The sequence below is a fragment of the Pseudomonas sp. B3(2017) genome, from assembly GCF_002113595.1.
GTDB classification, from domain to species: domain Bacteria; phylum Pseudomonadota; class Gammaproteobacteria; order Pseudomonadales; family Pseudomonadaceae; genus Aquipseudomonas; species Aquipseudomonas ekonensis.
This window is the reverse complement of record NZ_NEIU01000005.1, coordinates 205310-225855: the sequence shown is the minus strand read 5'-3', so window position 1 is coordinate 225855 and position 20546 is coordinate 205310. Positions and strand designations below refer to the sequence as shown.

General features: G+C 64.5%; 19 protein-coding genes (1 of these 19 cut by a window edge). 8 read left to right on the top strand and 11 right to left on the bottom strand.

What is annotated here, in order from left to right; translation table 11 throughout:
• Positions 1 to 8: 8 nt before the first annotated feature.
• On the bottom strand, positions 9 to 1433 hold the full coding sequence (ccoN, locus tag CAG33_RS09860) for a cytochrome-c oxidase, cbb3-type subunit I (RefSeq protein ID WP_085577555.1): 1425 nt from the start codon (positions 1431 to 1433) through the stop codon (positions 9 to 11).
• 96 nt (positions 1434 to 1529) lie between these two features.
• Between ccoN and CAG33_RS09855 the strand changes: the two genes are divergently transcribed.
• Positions 1530 to 2207, top strand: coding sequence for an alpha/beta family hydrolase (locus tag CAG33_RS09855; RefSeq protein ID WP_085638176.1), 678 nt, complete (start codon positions 1530 to 1532; stop codon positions 2205 to 2207).
• Between the two features lie 144 nt (positions 2208 to 2351).
• On the opposite strand, the gene CAG33_RS09850 is transcribed toward CAG33_RS09855, so the two are convergent.
• Entirely contained in the window at positions 2352 to 2831 is a 480-nt protein-coding gene (locus tag CAG33_RS09850) for a hypothetical protein (RefSeq protein ID WP_085577553.1), read from the bottom strand.
• Positions 2832 to 3372: 541 nt separating this feature from the next.
• Here CAG33_RS09850 and CAG33_RS09845 point away from each other — a divergent pair.
• Entirely contained in the window at positions 3373 to 3732 is a 360-nt protein-coding gene (locus CAG33_RS09845; RefSeq protein ID WP_085638174.1) for a DUF6124 family protein, read from the top strand.
• 88 nt (positions 3733 to 3820) lie between these two features.
• Here CAG33_RS09845 and CAG33_RS09840 read toward each other — a convergent pair whose 3' ends face one another.
• A complete protein-coding gene (locus tag CAG33_RS09840; protein WP_085631387.1) occupies positions 3821 to 4015 on the bottom strand; it encodes a hypothetical protein in 195 nt (64 codons plus the stop codon).
• A 469-nt stretch (positions 4016 to 4484) separates the two neighbouring features.
• Between CAG33_RS09840 and CAG33_RS09835 the strand changes: the two genes are divergently transcribed.
• Positions 4485 to 4844, top strand: coding sequence for a DUF6124 family protein (locus CAG33_RS09835; protein WP_085631389.1), 360 nt, complete (start codon positions 4485 to 4487; stop codon positions 4842 to 4844).
• A 184-nt stretch (positions 4845 to 5028) separates the two neighbouring features.
• Here CAG33_RS09835 and CAG33_RS09830 read toward each other — a convergent pair whose 3' ends face one another.
• From CAG33_RS09830 to inhA, 3 genes are all read right to left on the bottom strand, one after another.
• The gene (locus CAG33_RS09830; RefSeq protein ID WP_085577551.1) at positions 5029 to 6594 is read right to left on the bottom strand and encodes a PAS domain-containing methyl-accepting chemotaxis protein; all 1566 of its coding nucleotides are present in this window, start codon (positions 6592 to 6594) and stop codon (positions 5029 to 5031) included.
• Positions 6595 to 6696: 102 nt separating this feature from the next.
• Positions 6697 to 7488, bottom strand: coding sequence for a CPBP family intramembrane glutamic endopeptidase (locus CAG33_RS09825; RefSeq protein WP_085638170.1), 792 nt, complete (start codon positions 7486 to 7488; stop codon positions 6697 to 6699).
• 421 nt (positions 7489 to 7909) lie between these two features.
• A complete protein-coding gene (inhA, locus tag CAG33_RS09820; RefSeq protein WP_085638167.1) occupies positions 7910 to 8596 on the bottom strand; it encodes an isonitrile hydratase in 687 nt (228 codons plus the stop codon).
• Between the two features lie 90 nt (positions 8597 to 8686).
• Here inhA and CAG33_RS09815 point away from each other — a divergent pair, with 90 nt between their 5' ends.
• Positions 8687 to 9673: a GlxA family transcriptional regulator gene (locus CAG33_RS09815; protein WP_085631391.1), complete on the top strand. Its 987-nt coding sequence runs from the start codon at positions 8687 to 8689 to the stop codon at positions 9671 to 9673.
• A 55-nt stretch (positions 9674 to 9728) separates the two neighbouring features.
• Entirely contained in the window at positions 9729 to 10826 is a 1098-nt protein-coding gene (locus tag CAG33_RS09810; protein WP_085577547.1) for a hypothetical protein, read from the top strand.
• 3 nt (positions 10827 to 10829) lie between these two features.
• Here CAG33_RS09810 and CAG33_RS09805 read toward each other — a convergent pair whose 3' ends face one another.
• The 4 genes from CAG33_RS09805 to idi all read right to left on the bottom strand — a co-directional run bounded on the left by CAG33_RS09805 (position 10830) and on the right by idi (position 15086).
• Complete coding sequence (locus CAG33_RS09805) at positions 10830 to 11729, bottom strand: alpha/beta fold hydrolase (RefSeq protein WP_085631396.1); 900 nt, start codon at positions 11727 to 11729, stop codon at positions 10830 to 10832.
• 16 nt (positions 11730 to 11745) lie between these two features.
• Entirely contained in the window at positions 11746 to 12132 is a 387-nt protein-coding gene (locus tag CAG33_RS09800) for a hypothetical protein (protein ID WP_085577545.1), read from the bottom strand.
• 403 nt (positions 12133 to 12535) lie between these two features.
• The gene (locus tag CAG33_RS09795) at positions 12536 to 14362 is read right to left on the bottom strand and encodes a glycoside hydrolase family 15 protein (protein WP_085638161.1); all 1827 of its coding nucleotides are present in this window, start codon (positions 14360 to 14362) and stop codon (positions 12536 to 12538) included.
• A 157-nt stretch (positions 14363 to 14519) separates the two neighbouring features.
• Complete coding sequence (gene idi, locus CAG33_RS09790) at positions 14520 to 15086, bottom strand: isopentenyl-diphosphate Delta-isomerase (protein WP_256576728.1); 567 nt, start codon at positions 15084 to 15086, stop codon at positions 14520 to 14522.
• A gap of 210 nt (positions 15087 to 15296) precedes the next feature.
• Here idi and CAG33_RS09785 point away from each other — a divergent pair, with 210 nt between their 5' ends.
• Entirely contained in the window at positions 15297 to 16469 is a 1173-nt protein-coding gene (locus CAG33_RS09785; protein WP_085577543.1) for an MFS transporter, read from the top strand.
• A 167-nt stretch (positions 16470 to 16636) separates the two neighbouring features.
• Here CAG33_RS09785 and CAG33_RS09780 read toward each other — a convergent pair whose 3' ends face one another.
• Positions 16637 to 17770, bottom strand: a complete 1134-nt coding sequence (locus tag CAG33_RS09780) for a cupin-like domain-containing protein (RefSeq protein WP_085577542.1) — start codon at positions 17768 to 17770, stop codon at positions 16637 to 16639.
• A 138-nt stretch (positions 17771 to 17908) separates the two neighbouring features.
• Between CAG33_RS09780 and CAG33_RS09775 the strand changes: the two genes are divergently transcribed.
• Together CAG33_RS09775 and CAG33_RS09770 are read left to right on the top strand one after the other, a co-directional pair.
• Positions 17909 to 18646 carry a thioesterase II family protein gene (locus CAG33_RS09775; RefSeq protein WP_085638158.1) on the top strand — a complete coding sequence of 246 codons (738 nt, stop codon included), beginning with the start codon at positions 17909 to 17911 and terminating at the stop codon, positions 18644 to 18646.
• Positions 18647 to 18963: 317 nt separating this feature from the next.
• Positions 18964 to 20546: the start of a non-ribosomal peptide synthetase gene (locus tag CAG33_RS09770; RefSeq protein ID WP_085638155.1), read on the top strand. It continues 10828 nt past the right edge of the window; the window shows 1583 of its 12411 coding nt (coding positions 1-1583); its start codon is at positions 18964 to 18966; its stop codon lies beyond the right edge, outside the window.

Genomic DNA, 20546 nt, shown 5'->3' with positions numbered 1-20546 from the left:
CGGACTCCTCAGGCCATCTGCGCGGCGGCAACGACGTCTGCAGGCTGCGAGGCCCGCACGGTGCGCCAGGTGTTGTAAGCCATCAGCAGCATGCCGCTGAGGAAGATCGCGCCGCCGACCAGCCGTACGACGAAGCCTGGGTGGCTGGCCACCAGGGTCTCGACGAAGGAGTAGGTCAGGGTGCCGTCCTCGTTCACCGCACGCCACATCAGGCCCTGGGCGATGCCGTTGACCCACATCGAGGCGATGTACAGCACGGTGCCGATGGTGGCGAGCCAGAAGTGCGCGTTGATCAGGCCGATGCTGTGCATCTGCTCCTTGCCGAAGACTTTCGGGATCATGTGGTACAGCGCGCCGATGGAGATCATCGCCACCCAGCCGAGGGCGCCGGCGTGCACGTGGCCGATGGTCCAGTCGGTGTAGTGGGAGAGGGCGTTGACGGTCTTGATGGCCATCATCGGGCCTTCGAAGGTCGACATGCCGTAGAACGCCAGGGAGACCACGAGGAAGCGCAGGATCGGGTCGCTGCGCAGCTTATGCCAGGCGCCCGAGAGGGTCATCATGCCGTTGATCATGCCGCCCCAGCTCGGGGCCAGCAGCACCAGCGACATCACCATGCCCAGCGACTGCGCCCAGTCCGGCAGCGCGGTGTAGTGCAGGTGGTGGGGGCCTGCCCAGATGTACAGGGTGATCAGCGCCCAGAAGTGCACGATCGACAGGCGATACGAGTACACCGGACGTTCGGCCTGTTTCGGCACGAAGTAGTACATCATCCCCAGGAAGCCCGCGGTGAGGAAGAAGCCCACGGCGTTGTGGCCGTACCACCATTGCACCATGGCGTCGGTGGCGCCGGCGTACACCGAATAGGACTTGGTCAGGCTCACCGGCAACTCAAGGTTGTTGACGATGTGCAGGATCGCCACGGTGATGATGAAGCCGCCGAAGAACCAGTTGCCCACATAGATGTGCTTGGTGTTGCGCTTCATCACCGTGCCGAAGAACACGATGGCGTAGGCGACCCAGACGATGGTGATCAGGATGTCGATCGGCCATTCCAGCTCGGCGTATTCCTTGGAGCTGGTGTAGCCCAGCGGCAGGCTGATGGCCGCCAGCAGGATCACCAGTTGCCAGCCCCAGAAGCAGAACGCGGCGATCTTCGGCGCGAACAGTTGGGTCTGGCAGGTGCGCTGGACCGAGTAGAACGAACTGGCGAACAAGGCACAGCCGCCGAACGCGAAGATCACCGCGTTGGTGTGCAGCGGGCGCAGGCGGCCGAAGCTGGTCCACGGCAGGTTGAAGTTGAGTTCGGGCCAGACCAATTGGGCCGCGAGAAAAACCCCGAGGCCCATGCCGACGATGCCCCACACCACCGTCATAATGGCGAATTGGCGGACCACCTTGTAGTTGTAGGCGGTACTGATAGAAGTGTTCATGGTTCCCCATCCACGGTTCAGCCGAAGAGCACGCGCGTGCAGAAAAGCCGCGCGCCCTTCGCCTGGAGTTATAGGCAGACTAAAAGCGAGGCAAGCATGGACAAACAGCACAAGGCCAGTATTGACGGGGATCAATGGGCGCAGTGCGTGCGGGATCATGGATGGCTGTGGGACGCGGCTGCGGGCGAGGCTCACGCGACGTTGATCCTCGCCCATGGCGCCGGCGCGCCGATGGACAGCGACTGGATGACCGACATGGCCCGGCGCCTCGCCGCGCATGGCGTCAACGTGCTGCGTTTCGAATTCCCCTACATGGCCCAGCGCCGCGTCGACGGCGGCAAACGCCCGCCGAACCCGGCGGCAAAACTGCTGGAATGCTGGCGCGGGGTGTACGCCGACGTGCGACGACATGCCGCCGGCCCGCTGGCCATCGGCGGCAAGTCCATGGGCGGGCGCATGGCCAGCCTGCTGGCCGATGAGCTGGGCGCGGATGCGCTGGTGTGCCTGGGGTATCCGTTCTATGCGGCGGGCAAGCCTGAGAAACCGCGGGTGGAGCATCTGGCGGCTTTGCAGACGCGGACGTTGATTGTTCAGGGGGAGCGGGATGCGCTTGGCAATCGCGAGACAGTCGAGGGGTATGCGTTATCGCCGAGTGTCGAGCTGTGTTGGTTGGCGGCGGGGGATCATGACCTGAAGCCGCTGAAGGCGTCGGGGTTCAGCCATGAGCAGCACTTGGCGACGGCGGCGGGGAAGGTGGCTGCGTTTCTTCGGTGAGCGTGAGGGCCTCCCACACGGGATCTGCGTCGTGCGCCTATCCCTGTGGGGGCCCGCCTGCTGGCGATGGCGTCAGCCCAGGCGCCGCCGTGTCGGATCAAGACGTTCCTGACAGCGGCAAAGCGAAGTGGCCCTCACGATGCCTCAGCTTTCTTCCTTGTTAGTAAATTGCGTCAGGGTGAATTCCCCCTCCGGAAAAAGGCGATAGCCATGGCTTTTGAACAGTGCCTTGAAATTGCCTTTGACGACTTTTGTGACAAGGTTATATTCGCTGATCTCCAGGGTTGCCGAATCGGCATCCTCAGCATGGAAACCTTCGAACCCGGGCGGGGCGGGGATGGAGTGGACGTGTGTGCATGTGAGGCCATTTTCCAGGTTGTAGGTGCCGACGAGCGATTCGTCCCCCTCATAGGGCAGGGTGAAGCTGAAGCTGAAATAGTCCTCGGCTTCAGACGTCCCCGTTCCGCCGCTGATTGACCAGTAGTACTTGCCATCTCCGGGAAACAGGAACCTATAGAATTCGCTGAATTCAGCAGTCTTTTCGATATCACCGTAAGTCCACTTAAAAGAGCTGTCATGCTTGGCCTTGGGCTTTTTTGCGATCAGCAGGGTTTGCGCAGTCATTTGGGCACCTTCCTTCTCAGATTTGGATGATGTTCGACCGACTGCTCTAACGGTCACGCACTTAATATCCACTGATAGGGCGGGCGTCTACTGTCAAACCTGACAGGTGTTTTGCCTGTGAAGGCGGCAGCCAGGCGACGTCAGAAGAGAGGCGTGTCTGGCGTTTTCATGCGCGTAAACATGATTTCGTGAGCGCGTTTAAAGTACACGAGGCGTTACGTCATAAGGGCCACAGTGCCTTGCGTCGTTGCCTACGCCTACGCCAGAATCCGCCGGCTTACGCGGCTTGGAGAGGGCTCTATCGTGTCCCTGTCACTGAGAAACAGTGATCGGGTTTGGTAGCCCGCTTCGAGTTGTGATGACAGCGACACCGTCAATGCTGCCTCTTTTTTGGTTCAGCGTTCTATGGTGGACGTGCGTGGGGCTCATTCGTGAGCGCCGGGTTTTCCAATTCGACCGGTCTACCAACCCGCGCATGGCCACCGCCCGCCGTTTGGTAGCGAGGGTGATGGCTCCCATTTTTCGAATTGGAGTCTTATCTATGTTCAAAGCTACGCCCAACCCTCCAGCTACAGATCCAACCTCCCACGACCCCAAGCTTGAGTCTCAAAAGACAAAAGAAGCCGTCGACCGCGCACTCGACTATTACCTGGGCCCTGAAATCCCGGAGTACTTCCCTCCGAAGGCCCGTCCCATCTACTTCGTCGATCCCACGCTGGATGACGAAACGCTGCTGATCGAAGCCTGCGAATCGCTGTCGACGGCCAACGCCATGGCCGGCAACATCGCGAACTCGGCGAGAGGCCCGGAGCGTAAACCGCTGCTGGCGCTGCAACAGCTGATCATGTTGAACGAGTTGTTGGTGAATCGACTGCTAGACAGGCTGCGCTTGCTGCAGTAATCGCAGGTTACCGTGATCAACGCCCAATCAAAAAAAACCGGATGGCTCACGCTATCCGGTTTTTTGTTATCTCCCATTCAATCAACGATTAACCCGCTCCGCCAACGGGCAATGAGCCTGAACCATTCAGCAATGCCAAATTCTGCTGCTCCGTAACAGGCAACTTGCCGGACGTCACAAACTCATCGAACGCTTTCTTCCCATCACTCGCGGCTTGCCGGACATCGAGAAAACTCAACTGATCGCAAACCGTCTTTTCGTCGTTCTTTCTGATGGTGGTCATTGGCGCCGCCCGATTTTGAGTTCTTGATGAGTGCGAACGATGGCGCCTGCTCCTTCGGCACGCAAGTCAGTCGATTCTGGTTTGGCTGTCGGGCGGGGAGGGTGTAAACGCAATTCTGCGGGCGCGTTGAAAGTACACGGGACGTTACGCCATAAGGGCCACAATGCCTTGCGTCGTTGCCTACGCCTACGCCAGAATCCGCCGGCTTACGCGGCTTGGAGAGGGCTCTATCGTGTCCCTGTCACTGAGAACAGTGATCGGGTTTGGTAGCCCGTCTGTAATAGCTGTGTGGCAACACCGTAAGCAGTCCCCTTTTGTGTGGGCTCGTTTTCATGGTGGTCATGCGTGGGGCTCATTCGTGAGCGCCGGGTTCCTATTGCAGCCGGTCTACCAACCCGCGTATGGCCGCCACCCATCGTTTGGTAGCGTGGGTGAAGGCTCCTTGAAATCTGCGATAGGAGTTACATCCATGTTCAAAGCCACACCCAACCCGCCAGAAACCGATCCAACCTCCCACGACCCCAAGCTTGAGTCTCAAAAGACAAAAGAAGCCGTCGACCGCGCACTCGACTATTACCTGGGCCCTGAAATCCCGGAATACTTCCCCCCGAAGGCCCGTCCCATCTACTTCGTCGATCCCACGCTGGATGACGAAACGCTGCTGGTCGAAGCCTGCGAGTCGCTGTCGACGGCCAACGCCATGGCCGGCAACATCGCGAACTCGGCGAGAGGCCCGGAGCGTAAACCGCTGCTGGCGCTGCAACAGCTGATCATGCTCAACGAACTGTTGGTCAATCGACTGCTGGATAAGCTGAAGTTGCCACAATAATTTCGCTGGCTGTTTTGGCCTCATCGCGAGCAGGCTCGCTCCTACAGTGGATTTGTGTACGACGCATTTCCCTTGTAGGAGTGAGCCTGCTCGCGATGGCGATTCACCCGTCAGCCTTGATTCCAGATTGGCAATAAAAAACCCGGAAGCGTTCGCTGTCCGGGTTTTCTTGTTGCCAGTCCAATCAGCGGTTAAACCGCTCCACCAACGAGTACTGCGTGTTCGCCGTCTTCGTCAGCTCTTCGCTCAGCAGCGCCGAGTTGTGAGCCTGTTCCGAGGTCTGATCCGCCAGTTCCGAGATGTTGCTGATGTTGCGGCTGATTTCTTCAGCCACGGCACTTTGCTCTTCGGTCGCGGCGGCGATCTGGGTGGTCATGTCGGTGATGTTGGCCACCGCTTCGCTGATGCCCACCAGGGCCTGGTCCGCTTCCAGCACCCGCGCCACGCCTTCTTCGGCCTGGCGGTGCCCGGCTTCCATGGTCTGTACGGCGCTGGTGGCGGTCTGTTGCAGCTTGGCGATCAGGGCGTGGATCTGCCCGGTGGATTCGCTGGTGCGCTGCGCCAGTTGGCGGACTTCGTCGGCCACCACGGCGAAGCCGCGGCCCATCTCGCCGGCGCGGGCCGCTTCGATGGCGGCGTTGAGCGCCAGCAGGTTGGTCTGGTCGGCGATGCCTTTGATCACGTCTACCACGCCGCCGATCTCGTCGCTGTCCCGGGCCAGTTGGGTCACGGTCAGGCCGGTTTCGCCCACCACCACCGACAGGCGCTGGATGGCTTCGCGGGTTTCGCCGGCGATGTCGCGGCCGCGGCCGGTCAGGCGATTGGCTTCCTGGGTGGCGTCGGCGGTGCGCTGCACGTGGCTGGCCACTTCCTGGGTGGTGGCGGCCATCTGGTTGACGGCGGTGGCGACCTGTTCGGTCTCCACGCGCTGGCGTTCCAGGCCGCTGGAGCTGTTGTGCGCCAGGGCGTCGGACTGCTTGGCCTGATCGGTCAAGTGCTCGGCGGTGTCCTGCAGGCGGGTCAGGCAGGTCTTCAGGCGCGCTTCCTGGCTGAGGATCGACATCTCCAGGCGCGCCTGGGCGCCGCGGCTGTCGGTGTACATCTGCGCGATCAGCGGGTCGGAGGTGGTCTGCTCGGCCAGGCGCAGCAGGCGCTTGAGGCCGCGCTGCTGCCATTGCAGGCCCATCAGGCCCAGCGGCACCGAGAGGCCGGCGGCGAGGGCGAAGCCCCACTGGGAGTTGAGCGTGGCGCCGATCATGAAGCTCAGCTGGCTGACCAGGATGAACGGCAGCCAGTCCTGGAGCACCGGCAGCCATTTGTCCGCTTTGGGAATCGCCGACTTGCCCTGGTTGATGCGTTGGTAGAGCGCTTCGGCACGGCGGATCTGCTCGGCGGTGGGTTTGACCCGCACCGATTCGTAGCCGACCACCTGACTGCCTTCGAACACCGGTGTCACATAGGCGTTGACCCAATAGTGGTCACCGGTCTTGCAGCGGTTCTTGACAATGCCCATCCATGGCAAGCCTTGTTTCAGTGTGCCCCACATGTGCGAAAACACCGCGGCCGGGACGTCGGGGTGACGGACCAGGTTGTGCGGCGCACGGATCAGTTCCTCGCGCGAGAACCCGCTGATTTCGACGAAAGCGTCGTTGCAGTAGGTGATCACGCCCTTGGCGTCGGTTGTGGAGATCAACCGTTGCTGAGCCGGGAAAGTCCGTTCGCGCTGTGTAATGGGCTGGTTATTACGCATGGTTTTTCAATCCGCAAGGCTTTGAAAGGTTGTCGGCGGGCTTGGCCGTTTATTGAAGTTTTTTTTCATTAATCAGTACGGCGTCGCAAAACGGGGCTTGCCTCACCCGGCGAGCATCGGGTAGGTGAACAGTCCGAAATGCAGCAGGTTCAGCGCAAAATGCGTGGAGATCGCCGCGCCCAGGCCGCCGAAACGGTAGGCCAGACCATAGCCGACCCCCGCCAGGCTCGCCAGCAGCACCCACGTCCAGCCGGCGCCGATGTGCGCCAGGCCGAACAGCAGCGACGCCAGCAGCAGCGCGAGGTTGTCGCCGTAGGGCAGGGACTTGAAGCGCTGGCTCAGGCCGCCCTGTATATAGCCGCGAAACAGCGCTTCCTCCACCAGCGTCACCAGCAGCAGGTTGTTCAGCACCCACAGCCAGGCCTGGTCCGGCCACTTCGGCGTCCAGGCGATGATGCCGAGCGCCAGCGCGCCGCCCAGAGCCAGCACCACGGTCAGCACCAAGGCCAGCGCGGCGGCGTACACCTGCAGGCGCAGCGGCCTGCGCGCGACGATCCACGGGCAGGCCAGCAGCAGCCAGAAGCCGATCAGGGGTTTGTCCAGGTTCAGGTACATCGAGAACGGCACGGCGTCGTCGGTGAAGCGTTGCGGCTCGATGGCCCGACCGTTGTGAAAGCCCGGCAGCCAGTGCAGGGCCAACGCCAGCGCCAGCACGACAAACAGCCCGTGGCCGAGGTAACGGGCCACCGGCAGGTGCTGCTGGCGGACGGCGAAACCGGCGGCCAGCAACAGGCCCACGGAAATGAGCGCCAGCCAACCGAGGGCGCCGACGCTCAGCGCCCATCCGTAACCGAGGCCGAGAAGGCCGAGATAGAGCCATGGCAAGGCAGGCATGGGAAGTCCTTGTGCGCAGAATGTGGGGTTGCTTTCTACACGGCAAGGCACGGGGGGACAAGTGAAGATGCGCAGAGTCCCGGTATGCAGGTTGTACCTCTGGGACAGGGATTGCCCGCGTGGGTGGCATGTCAGCATCCATGTTGGAGGCTGACAGACCGTCATCGCGGGCAAGCCCGCGCCCACAGGGTTTTGCGGTGCCTCCTCACTTTGCATTCAATCGAGAACTCTGTGGGAGCTGGCTTGCCAGCGATGGCGGCAGTCCAGGCGCCGCAGGGCAGAAGCAAGACAGTTGCTCCCACAGGGTTTTGCGGTGGCCGCAGATTTTTCAGTCAAACGGGATAACTGCGGGAGCCAGCCTGCTGGCGATGGCGTCCGCCAAGGCGCCGCAGGGCTGGGGCAGATAATGAATCCTGGTGGTTCAGCGCAAGCCAAGCTTCGCCGCAGCGCGTTCGGTGATTTCCCGCCGCTTGCTCAGCGACGGAGCGGCGAGCCGCACGGCTTCTTCGACGATGTGGCCGGGCGCGCGTTCCGGGCTGCCCGAATCGAACGGCGGCGCCGGCGCGTATTCCAGCTGCAGCTGCACCCGCTGCGCCGTGTCGGCGCCCACCAGCTCAGCCGCCAGCACCAGCGCAAAATCGATCCCGGCCGTGATGCCGCCACCGGTGAACAAGTTGCCGTCGCGCACCACGCGATCCTTTACCGGGATCGCCCCCAGCGTTTCCAGCAGGTCGTGATAGGCCCAATGGGTGGTCGCCCGTTTGCCCTTGAGCAGGCCGGCCGCCCCGAGCACCAGGGAGCCGGTGCACACCGAGGTCACGTACCGGGCCTGAGCGGCCTGCCGCTTGAGGAAGCTCAAGGTCTGATCGTCCTCCATCAACGGCCCGACGCCTGCGCCGCCGGGCACACACAGCACATCGAGCGCCGGGCAGTCGTCGAAGGTCACGGTCGGCTTGAGCACCAGGCCGGTGCTGGCGGTGACCGGAATCAGATCCTTCCACACCAGGTGCACCTGTACGCCCGGCAGCGAGGCCAGCACATCGTAGGGGCCGGTCAGGTCCAGTTGCTGCACCTGGGGAAACAACAGAAAGCCGATCTGCACGGTCATGGCGTTTTACTCCTGTAGTGGGGGTGGACGGCTTCACTGTAGGCGCGTAGCGTTTGGCGCATACGCCAATCAACCCACGAATCTCGCCAAATGCCCAAATCCATCCATGTCCTCGCGTTCGCCGATGTCCAGGTGCTCGATGTCACAGGTCCCTTGCAGGTGTTCGCCTCGGCCAACGACATCTTCCGTCGGCGCGGCCAGCCGCTGCCCTATGCGCCGTCGGTGGTCGCCAGTGGCGGCGGGGCGGTGAATTCGTCGGCCGGTCTGGCGCTGCTGGCCGAGCCGTTGCCGCAGGCGCCCAGCGACACGTTGATCATCGCCGGCGGCTGGGGCATCTACGCGGCCGCCGACCATGCGCCGCTGGTGGACTGGGTGCGCGTGCACGCCGCCACGTGCCGGCGCGTGGCGTCGGTGTGCACCGGCGCCTTCCTGCTGGCCGCCAGCGGCTGGCTGGACGGACGCCGGGTGGTCACCCATTGGACGCGCTGCGAGCAACTGGCCCGCCAGCACCCCAAGCTTCGGGTCGAAGCCAATCCGATCTTCATCAACGACGGCCCGGTCTGGACCTCGGCGGGCGTCACCGCCGGCATCGACCTGGCGCTGGCCATGGTGGAGGAGGATCTGGGCCGCGACATCGCCCTGGAGGTCGCCCGCCATCTGGTGGTGTTCCTCAAGCGGCCCGGCGGGCAGTCGCAGTTCAGCGTGATGCTGTCGCTGCAGAACCAGTCGCTGCACCGGCAAGGCAACCGGTTCGACAACCTGCATGTGTGGATCACCGAAAACCTCACCCGTGACCTGGGCATCGCCGCCCTGGCCGAGCAGGCCGGCATGAGCGAGCGCAGCTTCGTGCGCCACTACCGCGCCGACACCGGCCAGACCCCGGCCCGGGCCATCGAGCAAATCCGCGTCGAAACCGCCCGGCGGCTGCTGAGCGACACTGGACTTGCGGTCAAGCGGATCGCCGCCAACTGCGGCTTCGGCAGCGAAGAGACCCTGCGCCGCAGTTTCCTGAGGGCCATGGGGGTGACGCCGCAGGCGTACCGGGAGCGGTTTTCGGTGGGGTTGGCGCAGGCTTGATGACGGCAGGCGTCCCGCTCACACTGCCGTGCTCATGCTGGAGGGAGTGGCGGTCATGACATTGGGTGTTTCTTATTCCATCCATCAGCAACCTGTGGTGCTGGGGGATCTGTTGTTGTCGGGTGACGAACGGGAGCACGACGTGTTCGTCCCGTCGGTGGGCAACGTCGAGGAAGTGTTCTGCAAGGGGTCGGGCTATTCGATCACGGGCATGACCCAGAAAGTCATCGTGATCAGCAAGGACATGGCGATCACTTGGGCGGGCAACGAAGTGGCGGCCAGGCTGGCCATCGCAGAACTCAGGGCGCTGGCCGCCAAGGGGCTTGATCCGGATCGGGTTCAAGCATTGCTCGATGGATTGCCCGCGGTACTGATGACGCTGGACCTGGAATTGACGGGTTGGTACGTTTACGAGAACTGCGGTTATCCCATCGAGTTCAGGTCGAGCGAAGGCCACTCCTGCGACTGTGATCACCTACGTCTGGTCGGCAACGGCGCGCCGCTGTTCCAGGCGCTGCTGGACGGCCATCAATGGGTCACGGGCGCGAACCGTGGCATGGACGCCGAAGGGGGAAAGTGCCTGAGCACCACCTGCGCGTTTGCCGGCATGCTGCTGGAGTTGGAACTGAAGAAAAGCCCCACCTCATTGTTGAATTTCTTCGGTGGAGGTTATGAAGTGGCGCTGTTCGACGAGGGTAGCTTTCGCAAGCTGGATGATGTGACCCACGTCTACTGGAATGTTCAGGTGTCCGAAAAGGGTGTCGGAATCACCCAGCCCTTTCATATCCGCAAGCAGTTCTACCGCGACGCAAACCTGATGATCATGCCTGTGCGGTTCGTGCGGGACGGGGCGAAGACGGGCATCGTCCATCAGGAACTGTATGTGGTTCAGGAACCGGGAGGCACGCTCAAGCGTGAGGACGTGAGCGTCGACGATCTGCCTTCGCTCAACTCGCGGCACACCTGCCATTACTTCATTCAAGGCGAGGCTGCGCAGGTCTTCACGCGGGTGCAGTACCGCGAACGTCCGGAAGACAATGACTTGACGATCAAGGAGACCGCAACGGGCCTGCAATTGAAGATCCGCAAGCGCTTCTTCAACGAGATCGGCGCAATCCTACAAAGCGACCCCCGCTGGCATCCCCAAACCTGAACCTCAGGCGCGCAACAGATCCCGCAACGCCCTGAGCGTCTCCTGCGGCGCCTCTTCGGGAATGTTGTGCCCCACGCCCGCCAGCACCCGGCGCTCGTAGGGGCCGGTGAAGCGGTCGGCGTCTTCGTCTTCCTCCGGCGCGGGGCCGACGCCGTCGTCGGCGCCGCACAGGGAAACGGTCGGCACGCTGATCGCCGGCTGCTGCTCCAGGGCCTTTTCCATCCACTCCAGCGCGGGATCACCCGGTGCGTACATGAAGCGGTGACGGTAGGAGTGGATCACCACTTCGACGAAGTCCGGATTGTCGAAGGCCGGGGCGGTCAGGGGATAGCGCTCGGCATTGCGGGCCCAGGTGGGCGACCACAGGCGCCAGAGCAGTTCGCACAGCGCCCGCCGGTTCTGCGTCAGGCCTTCGACGCCGCGGGGTGTGTGGAAGTAGTACTGATACCAGTACAGGTGCTCGGTGGCCGGATCCAGCGGCCGGACGGAGGCCGGAATGTTCTGGAGGTTGTAGCCGTCGCCGGTGACCAGCCCGCGCACCCGCTCGGGAAACAGCGCCGCGACGATGCACGCGGCCCGGCCGCCCCAGTCGTAGCCGCACAGCGTGGCCTGGGCGATGCCCAGTGCATCCATCAGGTCCAGCAGGTCCTGGGCCAGCGCCGCCTGTTGGCCGGAGCGCAACGTGTCCGCACGGTTGAACCGGGTCGGGCCGTAGCCGCGCAGGTACGGCACGATCACCCGGCAGCCCTCGGCGGCGAGGGCCGGGGCGACCTCGTCGTAGGCGCGGGGGGAGTAGGGGAAGCCGTGGAGGAGAATCACCGCAGGGCCGTCGCTCGGGCCGTGCTGCTCATAGGCGATGGTCAGGGTGGGCGTTGTGCTGAACAGGATCGCGTCACGGCTCATGCGGCACTCCTCGTTGTCAGGCCTCTTCCGCCACCTGATTGAAATACTTGCTCCGGTCCGGCGTGAACGTCACCACCATGCGGGTGCGTGAGCAGGTCAGCGCCCGTTCCTCACCCAGGTCGATGTCCAGAGGCTCGCCGCGCAGGCCCTGCCATTCGGCCAGGTATTTGAGGGAGCCGTACTTTTCGTTCTTCTTCAGGCTGCGGCTGACCCCGCCTTTCCAGCCCAGCACCGGCAGTTCGTCGGCCAGGCAGCGCTTGGCCAGATCGGGAAAGCGCACGGCGCGCTGGCGGCCGATCTCCCAGCATTTGATCAGGCCTTTGTCGTGGGCTTCCCACAACTGGCTGCGGGTCAGGCCCGTGCGAAGGGGAACGTCGATCTGACGGTGGATGCGCTGGCTCATTCTGGTTCCTTGAAATCGGGTTTTATTGGACAGCTCCGCTGTGCCCGTTGCGGTGGATGGTAGGGGCGGGCGACACGGCTGGCAACAAGGTATTTCAGGGTGTAAGTGCAAGTTACGGGGGGAGGCATTGCGCGACTTTTGTTGAACATTTGTAGGCCTTCACTTGTGCGCTTATGGCGAGGGCGCTGGCTCCCGCTCGACCGCGAAATAGCCGCAGATCAGGGCCCTGCGCTGTTCCAGTAAAAATCCGGTGGCACAAAGAGGGGGCCGCTTCGCCCACCTGCCGGAGCCAGAGTCTTCGCCGCAGAGGGGGTGAAATGTTTAATTGTTGTAGGAATTCATTCCGCTAACCGGGATTGATGCGGGAGATGTCTGACAGTCTCTGGCGAAAAACGATGACGCCTTACGGTTGCCAACAGTTCTTCGCGCCGCTCAGTTTGCGGTCGAGGAAGCACGCCGCGCTGATCAGCGCCAGGTGCGTCAGGGCCTGGGGCGTGTTGCCCAGGTGGCGGCCGCGGCTGTCGAACTCTTCGGCGTACAGGCCCAGCGGATTGGCGTAGCGCAGCAGCTGTTCGAATTCCAGGTGGGCCTTGTCCACTTGGCCTGCGCGGGCCAGGCATTCGACGTACCAGAACGAGCAGGCGGCGAACGCACCTTCGGTGCCGGGCAGGCCGTCGATGCCGGTGTCGTCGTTGCGGTAGCGGTAGACCATGCCGTCGCGCACCAGGTGCCGTTCGATGGCGTCCAGGGTCGAGAGCCAGCGCGGATCCTTGGCGCTGACGAAGCGCACCAGGGGCATCAGCAGCATCGAGCCGTCGAGGGCGGTGCCGCCCAGGTACTGCACGAAATGGCCGCGCTCTTCGTTCCAGAAGTTGTCCCAGATGTCGCTGTGGATCGCCTGGCGCGTTTGGTCCCAGCGGGCGAACGGCGCCGGCAGCGAACGCTTCGAGGCCAGGCGGATGGCCCGGTCCAGCGCCACCCAGCCCATCAGCCGCGAGTGCAGGAAGTGATGCTGCTCACCGCGCATTTCCCAGATGCCCACGTCTTCGTTCTGCCAGGTCTCACAGACCTGATCGACCACTTCCTGCACGTGCTTCCAGCCCTCGTGGGAAATGGCGTCGCCGTACTTGTTGACCAGGTACACCGCGTCCATCAGTTCGCCGAAGATGTCCAGCTGGATCTGTTCATAGGCCTGGTTGCCGATGCGCACCGGCCGGGCCCCGCCGTGGCCGGACAAATGGGTGAGTTCGGTCTCCGGCAGTTCCTGACGCCCGTCGACGGCGTACAGGATGTTGAGTTTCATCGGCTGGCCCCGGCAGTCGCTGACCCGGCCGCGCAGCCAGCGCATGTAGTCGTTGGCCTCGTCGACGAAGCCCAGGCGCATGAAGGCGTACACGGTGAAGGAGGCGTCGCGGATCCAGGTGTAGCGGTAGTCCCAGTTGCGTGTGCCGGCGGGCGTTTCCGGCAGGCCGAACGTGGCGGCGGCGAGGATCGCGCCGTGCTCGCGGGAGGTCAGCAGTTTCATCGCCAGGGCCGAGCGGTTGACCATTTCCCGCCAGCGTCCGCGGTAGGTGGATTGGCGGAGCCAGTCGCGCCAGAACTTCAGCGTGCGCTCCAGGTAGAGGTCGCCGTGGTCTTCGCCCAGGCGCGGGTCGTCGCCGGCACCGAGCATGAAGGCGGCGCGCTGATCCTGCTTGAGGGTGAATTCGGCGACGGCGGCCTGCGCCTCGATGCGCATCGGCTGATCCGAGGTCAGGCGCAGGGTCGGCTGGCCGGCGGCGCTGAAGGTCACGTCCTGTTTGTCCACTTGGGCGCGGGTGGCGGCGCGGCCATAGTCGTGGCGCACCGCGCAGCGCAACCGGAACGTCGCCTGGCCGCTGACCACCCGCACCCGGCGCATCAGCAGCGGCAAGGTGTCGCTGCGGTCGCCGACCGGCAGCAGGTCAGTGATCTCGACCACGGCGCGCTCACTGAGCCAGCGCGTCTGCAGGACGTTGGTGTCCGGCAGGTAGATCTGTTCCCGGCGTGCCTCGGGCAGGTCCGGCGCCAGCTGGAAGATCCCCGCGTCGGGGGTGTCCAGCAGCGAGCAGAAGATCGACGGGCTGTCGAACTCGGGCCAGCAGAAGAAATCCACGCTGCCCTGGTCGTTGACCAGCGCGGCGCTGCGCATGTCGCCGATGATGCCGTGGGCATCGATGGCGCTCTGGCGTTCCGGTTGATGCTCGGCCATGGCGTGGGGGCTCCGGGGCAGGGGATGTATTCAGCTGACCGGAGCGTGGCGGTCAGAGTTCATCCCCGAACATGAAAACCCAGACCGCTCCAGAGCCGTTCGCGGCCGCTGTGGCGGTGCCGGTCGAGGCTGCCCGCCCCCCAGCGTGTGACCGCTCTCAGGTGGCGGGCCGGCAGCGGGCCGTTTCGGCCCAGCGTGCGACGGTGTCGACGCCGAACGTCTCGACGATGCGTCGCAGCCAAACGGTGAAACGCTGCGGATCCGCTTGCAGTTGCTGCGTCAGCGTCTCCAGCGTCAGCCATTGCCAGTCCTGGGCCTCTTCGGGATTGGCCTGCGGGTCGGCCGTGCCGAGCCCGATCAGGATGTGGTCGTATTCATGTTCGATGAGCTGGTCGGTCACCTGTTCGCGATAGAGCATCGCGGTGACTTCTTGCAGTTCGCAGTCGAGCCCCATCTCCTCCCGGAGGCGCCGTCGGGCGGCCGCCGAGGTGCGTTCGCCCGGCCGGGGATGGCCGCAGCAGGTGTTGGTCCACAGGCCGGCGGAATGGTATTTGCCGGCCGCGCGCCGCTGCAGCAGCAAGCGCCCGTGCAGGTCGAAAATGAAGATGGAAAAGGCGCGGTGGCGCAGGCCTTGGCGGTGCACCTGCATCTTGGGCGCGCTGCCCGTGGGGCGGTCTTGGGGGGAGACCAGGATCAGCATCTCTTCCATGGCTTTGGCTCGCATGAAGGCCTTCGCGGCTGGGCGTGACGGCTGACCCGACTGGCGGGTGAACAACAGGCGCGGGTGATCGGTACCGTTGAAAAAATAGCCCGACGCCACCGGTTTCGCCAAACGGCCCGACGGACGCGGGCTTCACACTCCACCAACAAATCGGCGCTTTTGCGCCCACGGGCCTTTGTGGCAAGTTGCAGGCCCCTGACGAGACCGCACCCGATGGCCAACCCTTACCGCGAACTGTTCAACGCCCCCGGCGCCCGCAATTTTGTGATCGCCGGGATGATCGCGCGCATGCCGATCTCCATGACCGGCATCGGCGTGATCACCATGCTGTCCCAGCTCAAGGGCGGCTACAGCCTGGCCGGTGGGGTGGCGGCGACGTTCGCGCTCGCCACGGCGTTTTGTGCGCCGCAGGTGTCGCGGCTGGTGGACCGGTTCGGCCAGGGCCGGGTGCTGCCGGTGTCGGCGCTGATCGGCGGCGGGGCGCTGCTGATGTTGCTGCTGTGCACCCGCTTGCAGATGCCGTACTGGACGCTGTTCGTCTGCGCCGCGTTGGCCGGCTGCATGCCGAGCATGTCGGCGATGGTGCGGGCGCGCTGGACCGAGATCTACCGCGGCCAGCCGCAGTTGCAGACCGCCTATGCGCTGGAGTCGGTGCTCGACGAGGTCTGCTTCATCGTCGGCCCGCCGCTGTCGGTGGGCCTGTGCGTGGCGGTGTTCCCCGAGGCCGGGCCGCTGGCGGCGCTGCTGATGCTGGCGGTGGGCGTCACGGCGTTCGTGGCCCAGCGCGGCACCGAGCCGCCGGTGCATCCTCATGAAGAACACCATCAGGGCTCGATCATCCGTTCCCCGGATATCCGCCTGCTGTTGCTGCTGATGGTCGCGATGGGCGTCATCGTCGGCGTGGTGGATGTGGTCAGCGTGGCCTTCGCCCAGCAGCAGGGCCAGCCGGCGGCGGCGAGCATCGTGCTGTCGGTGTACGCCATCGGCTCGTGCCTGGCCGGCATCGCGTTCGGGGCGATGCGCTCGCGGCTGCCGCTGCCGCAACTGTTCATGTACGGCGGGATAGCGACGGCAGTGACCACGCTGCCGTTGTTGCTGGCGGGCAACATCGTCGGGCTGTCGGTGGCGGTGTTCATCGCCGGGCTGTTCTTCTCGCCGACCCTGATCGTCGCCATGGCGCTGGTCGAGCGCATCGTGCCGCCGGCCAAGCTCACCGAAGGGCTGACCTGGCTGGTCACGGGCCTGAGCATCGGCGTGGCGGTGGGCGCGGCCGGTTCCGGCGCGCTGGTGGATGCCTTCGGCGCCCGCAGCGGGTTCTGGCTGGCGATCGCGGCGGGGGCGGTGGTGCTGGGTTCTGCGATCCAGAGCTACCGACACCTCAAGTAACGCCCGATCTTCTGTGGAAGTCGCTGTCCGGCGGTGCCCATACTGACGTCATCGCTGGCAAGCCAGCTCCCACAGGTTAGCCTGCACGACACAGATCCGATGTGGGAGCCAGCCTGCTGGCGATGGCGTCAGCGAGGGCGCCGCCGGGCAGGGTCAAGGCTGCCGCTTCACCAGCCCCGGCCGGAATTCACCCAGAAGTTCACCGACAGCGACGTCGAGACCGACTCCACCTGATGGAACCAGCCCTCAGGCAGGAACAGCAGGTCCCCGGCCTCCAGCACCACCCGCAGGAACGTCACGTCGCGGGCGGCGGGGAAGCGCCCGTAGTCCGGCGCGTCCGGGTTGAAGTCGCAGCCGTCCAGGCCGCCTTCCGGCGCGGTGGACCAGGTGCCCAGCGCTTCGCGGTGATGGGGCGCGGCGAGGGTGAACCGCTTCTGGCCCCAGACCTGGGCGAACAGGTTGTCGGTGTCGTCGCGGTGCAGCGGCGTGAGGGTGCCTTTGGGGCCGATCCAGATCCGGGGCGGGATGAACAGCCCGGCGTCGAAGTAGGCCGGCAGGCGGATTTGTTCCATCAGCTTGGCCGGCAGGATGTTGTTGCCCATGTAGGCCGGCGGTTCGCCGTTTTCGCCCTTGACCGCCGGGCTGTCGAGGGAGGCGATGAACTCGGCCATGGATGTGGAGCGAAAGTCCCGCTCCGTGGAGAACGTCTTCTTCACGTAGTCGCCGTGGCGGGTGATGCCTTGCAGCTCGGCGAAGTGCTCCAGCGATTCTTCACGGCTGAGGTTGAACAGCGGCCAGTCGTGCAATGCATTGCTGATCACCACGGGAATGCCCTGGGGCAGGTAGCGGCGCCTGAATTCGTCCACCGGCAATTCGCTGCGCGGGCGCCGTTCGATCTGGGTCTGCACCGGCAGCCCCGCGGTGAGTCGCTCGCTTACGCGCGCCGGCGTCGGGTAACGTTTGTTCATGTCGACCTTTTCGGTCGGGGCGCCGCCGTGCATGGCTTGGTCGATGATTTGCGGCAGCAGCGTGGCCAGGCCCATGTTGCCGCCGATCTTCAGGCGACCGCTGGCGAACAGTTCCTCGACGTTGGCCGTGCCGCCCATGATCCCGAGGAAATCCTGCTGCGCCACCTCGATGGTCACATCGGGGCTGGCATGGCGCCCGGGCCCGGTGCGGCTGGTGGTTCCGACCTCGGCCCAGTACGCCGCCTGCGGGCCGAACACGAATTGGAACACGCCTTCGATGCCGACGGCGCCGGCATTGGCGAACAGTTTGCCCAGAATGCTGTGCAGATCCACGGTGATTCCCCGCTGTGACGTTGTTGTTTTGGTCTGAACGGTTAACGAGCGCTTGTCGGGGGAATTTACCGGGCGCCGACTAATTTGCCGGGCGGGCCATCCGTCCCCCCTCTATAGAGACGTTCATGAGAGGGAAGCGTGGTGACCAAGTTGACCCTGCTGTGCCTGCCGTATTCCGGCGCCAGTGCCATGGTCTACAGCCGCTGGCGGCCCAAGCTGCCGCAATGGCTGCAATTGCAGCCGGTGGAACTGCCGGGGCGCGGCGCCCGGTTCGACGAGCCGCTGCACACCGACATGCGGGGGCTGGCGATGCAGTTGGCCAAAGAATTGCGCCCGACGCTCAAAACCCCGTACGCATTGTTCGGCCACAGCCTGGGCGCGTTGCTGGCCTGCGAACTGGCCCATGCCCTGCGCGCCTTGGGCTGCCCGGAGCCGGTGGCGCTGTTCGCCTCCGGCACGGCGGCGCCGACCCTGCGGGCCGACTACGACCGCGGCTTCGCCGACCCCAAGACCGATGCCGAACTGATCGAGCAGCTGCGCACGCTCAACGGCACCAGCGAAGAAGTGTTGGCCAACAAAGAGTTGATGAGCCTGACCCTGCCGATCCTGCGCGCGGACTTCCTGCTCTGCGGCACCTTCGAGCCTATGCAGCGCCCCTTGCTCAACTGCCCGGTGCACGTGCTGGGCGGCAAGGCCGACCGCGCCACCACCGAACAGCTGATCGGCTGGAGCAAGGAGACCCGCGGCAGCTTCTCGGTGGACATGCTGGCCGGCGGGCACTTCTTCATCCATGAGCACGAGGCCAAGGTGCTGAAGGTGATCAAGGACCAACTGGAGATCCATCACCGGCGGCATGCCCTGGCCGTGAGCGCCTGACATTCCCCTCCAGTCCGGCAGGCGGTGCCCTCACTGAAGCCATCGCCAGCAGGCTGGCTCCCGCAGAGTGCCGGGTGAATGCAAAATCTGCGGCCACCGCAGCCCGGTGGGAGCCAGCCTGCTGGCGATGGCGTCAGCCCGGGCGCCGCCGAGCAAGGGCAAGACAACCCCTCCCGCCTTCAAGAATTCCCTCCTGCGCCCCCGCTTTACCTTCCCGCTGACAGTTGTTCTCAATCGCTAATTTTTCAGGTCTGGGTTCGTTTTATAGGGACGACGTGCCTTTGTGCTTCTTGCCTACTGAATCCGGATCCCAAGAAATGAATGCTGATGACTCCTTGAAACTCGCTCGCCGGTTTATCGGGTTGCCGCTGGAAAAGCGCCAGATGTTCCTCGCCGCCCTGCAACGCGAAGGCGTGGACTTTTCAAGGTTTCCGATTCCGGCCGGGGTCGAGGCCGAGGATCGCCAGGCGCTGTCCTACGCCCAGCAGCGCATGTGGTTTCTCTGGCACCTGGATCCGCAGAGCGGCGCCTACAACCTGCCGGCGGCGGTGCGCCTGACCGGGCGCCTGAACCGGCCAGCGCTGGAGCAGGCCTTCGCCAGCCTCATCGAGCGTCACGAGACCCTGCGCACCGTGTTCCGCCAGCAGGCCGACGACAGCCTGCTGCAAGTGCCGCTGCAACAGCCGCTGGAGATCCGCCGCATCGACCTGTCGACCCTGCCGGCCAACGAGCGTGAGGTACAGGTGGCGGCCGCCGCCCAGGAACAATCGCTGATGCCGTTCGACCTGGCCAACGGTCCGCTGCTGCGGGTGGTGCTGCTGCAACTGGGCGAGCAGGAACACGTGCTGCTGCTGACCTTGCACCACATCGTGTCCGACGGTTGGTCGATGAACGTGCTGATCGACGAGTTCTGCCGCTTCTACGACGCTCACGACCAGGGCATCGTCGCCGAACTGCCGCCGTTGCCGGTGCAGTACAGCGACTACGCACTGTGGCAGCGCCGCTGGCTGGAGGCCGGCGAGCAGCAGCGCCAGCTCGACTACTGGCTGGCGCAGATGGGCGATGAACACCCGGTGCTGGAACTGCCGCTGGACCGTCCGCGCCCGGTGCTGCCGAGCAACCTGGGCCGGCGCCTGGAGCACGTCGTCGAGGCCGGGCTGGTCGAGCAGTTGCGCGGCGTGGCCCGCCAGCACGGCGTCACCCTGTTCATGCTGTTGCTGGGCACCTTCAATGTGCTGCTGCACCGCTACACCGGGCAGACCGACCTGCGCGTCGGCGTGCCCATCGCCAACCGCAACCGCCGCGAGATCGAAGGGCTGATCGGCTTCTTCGTCAACACCCAGGTGTTGCGTGCGCAACTGGACGGCCAGACCCGCTTCGCCGACCTGCTGCGCGACCTCAAGGAAACCGCCCTCGGCGCCCAGGCCCACCAGGACTTGCCGTTCGAGCGCCTGGTCGAGGCGCTGAAGCTGGAGCGCAGCCTGAGCTACAACCCGCTGTTTCAGGTGATGTACAACCACCAGCCGGAAGTCGCCGACGTCACCGCGCTCAAGGTCGGCAACGGCCTGGAGCTGGGCGTCATCGAGTGGGAAAGCCGCAGCACCCAGTTCGACCTGAGCCTGGACACCTACGAGAAGGGCGGCCAGCTGCACGCGGCGTTCACCTACGCCAGCGACCTGTTCGATGCGCAGACCATCGAACGCATGGCGCGGCACTGGAGCGAGCTGCTGCGCAGCGTCGCCGCCGATCCGCAGCAGCGGGTCGGCGACATCGGCCTGATGCAGGCGCAGGAACACGAGCAGTTGATCCGCCAGTGGGGCCGTCATGACGCCGCATGGCCGAGCGAGCGCCCGGTGCATGAGCTGTTCGAGGCCGAGGCGGCGAAGACCCCGGACGCGGT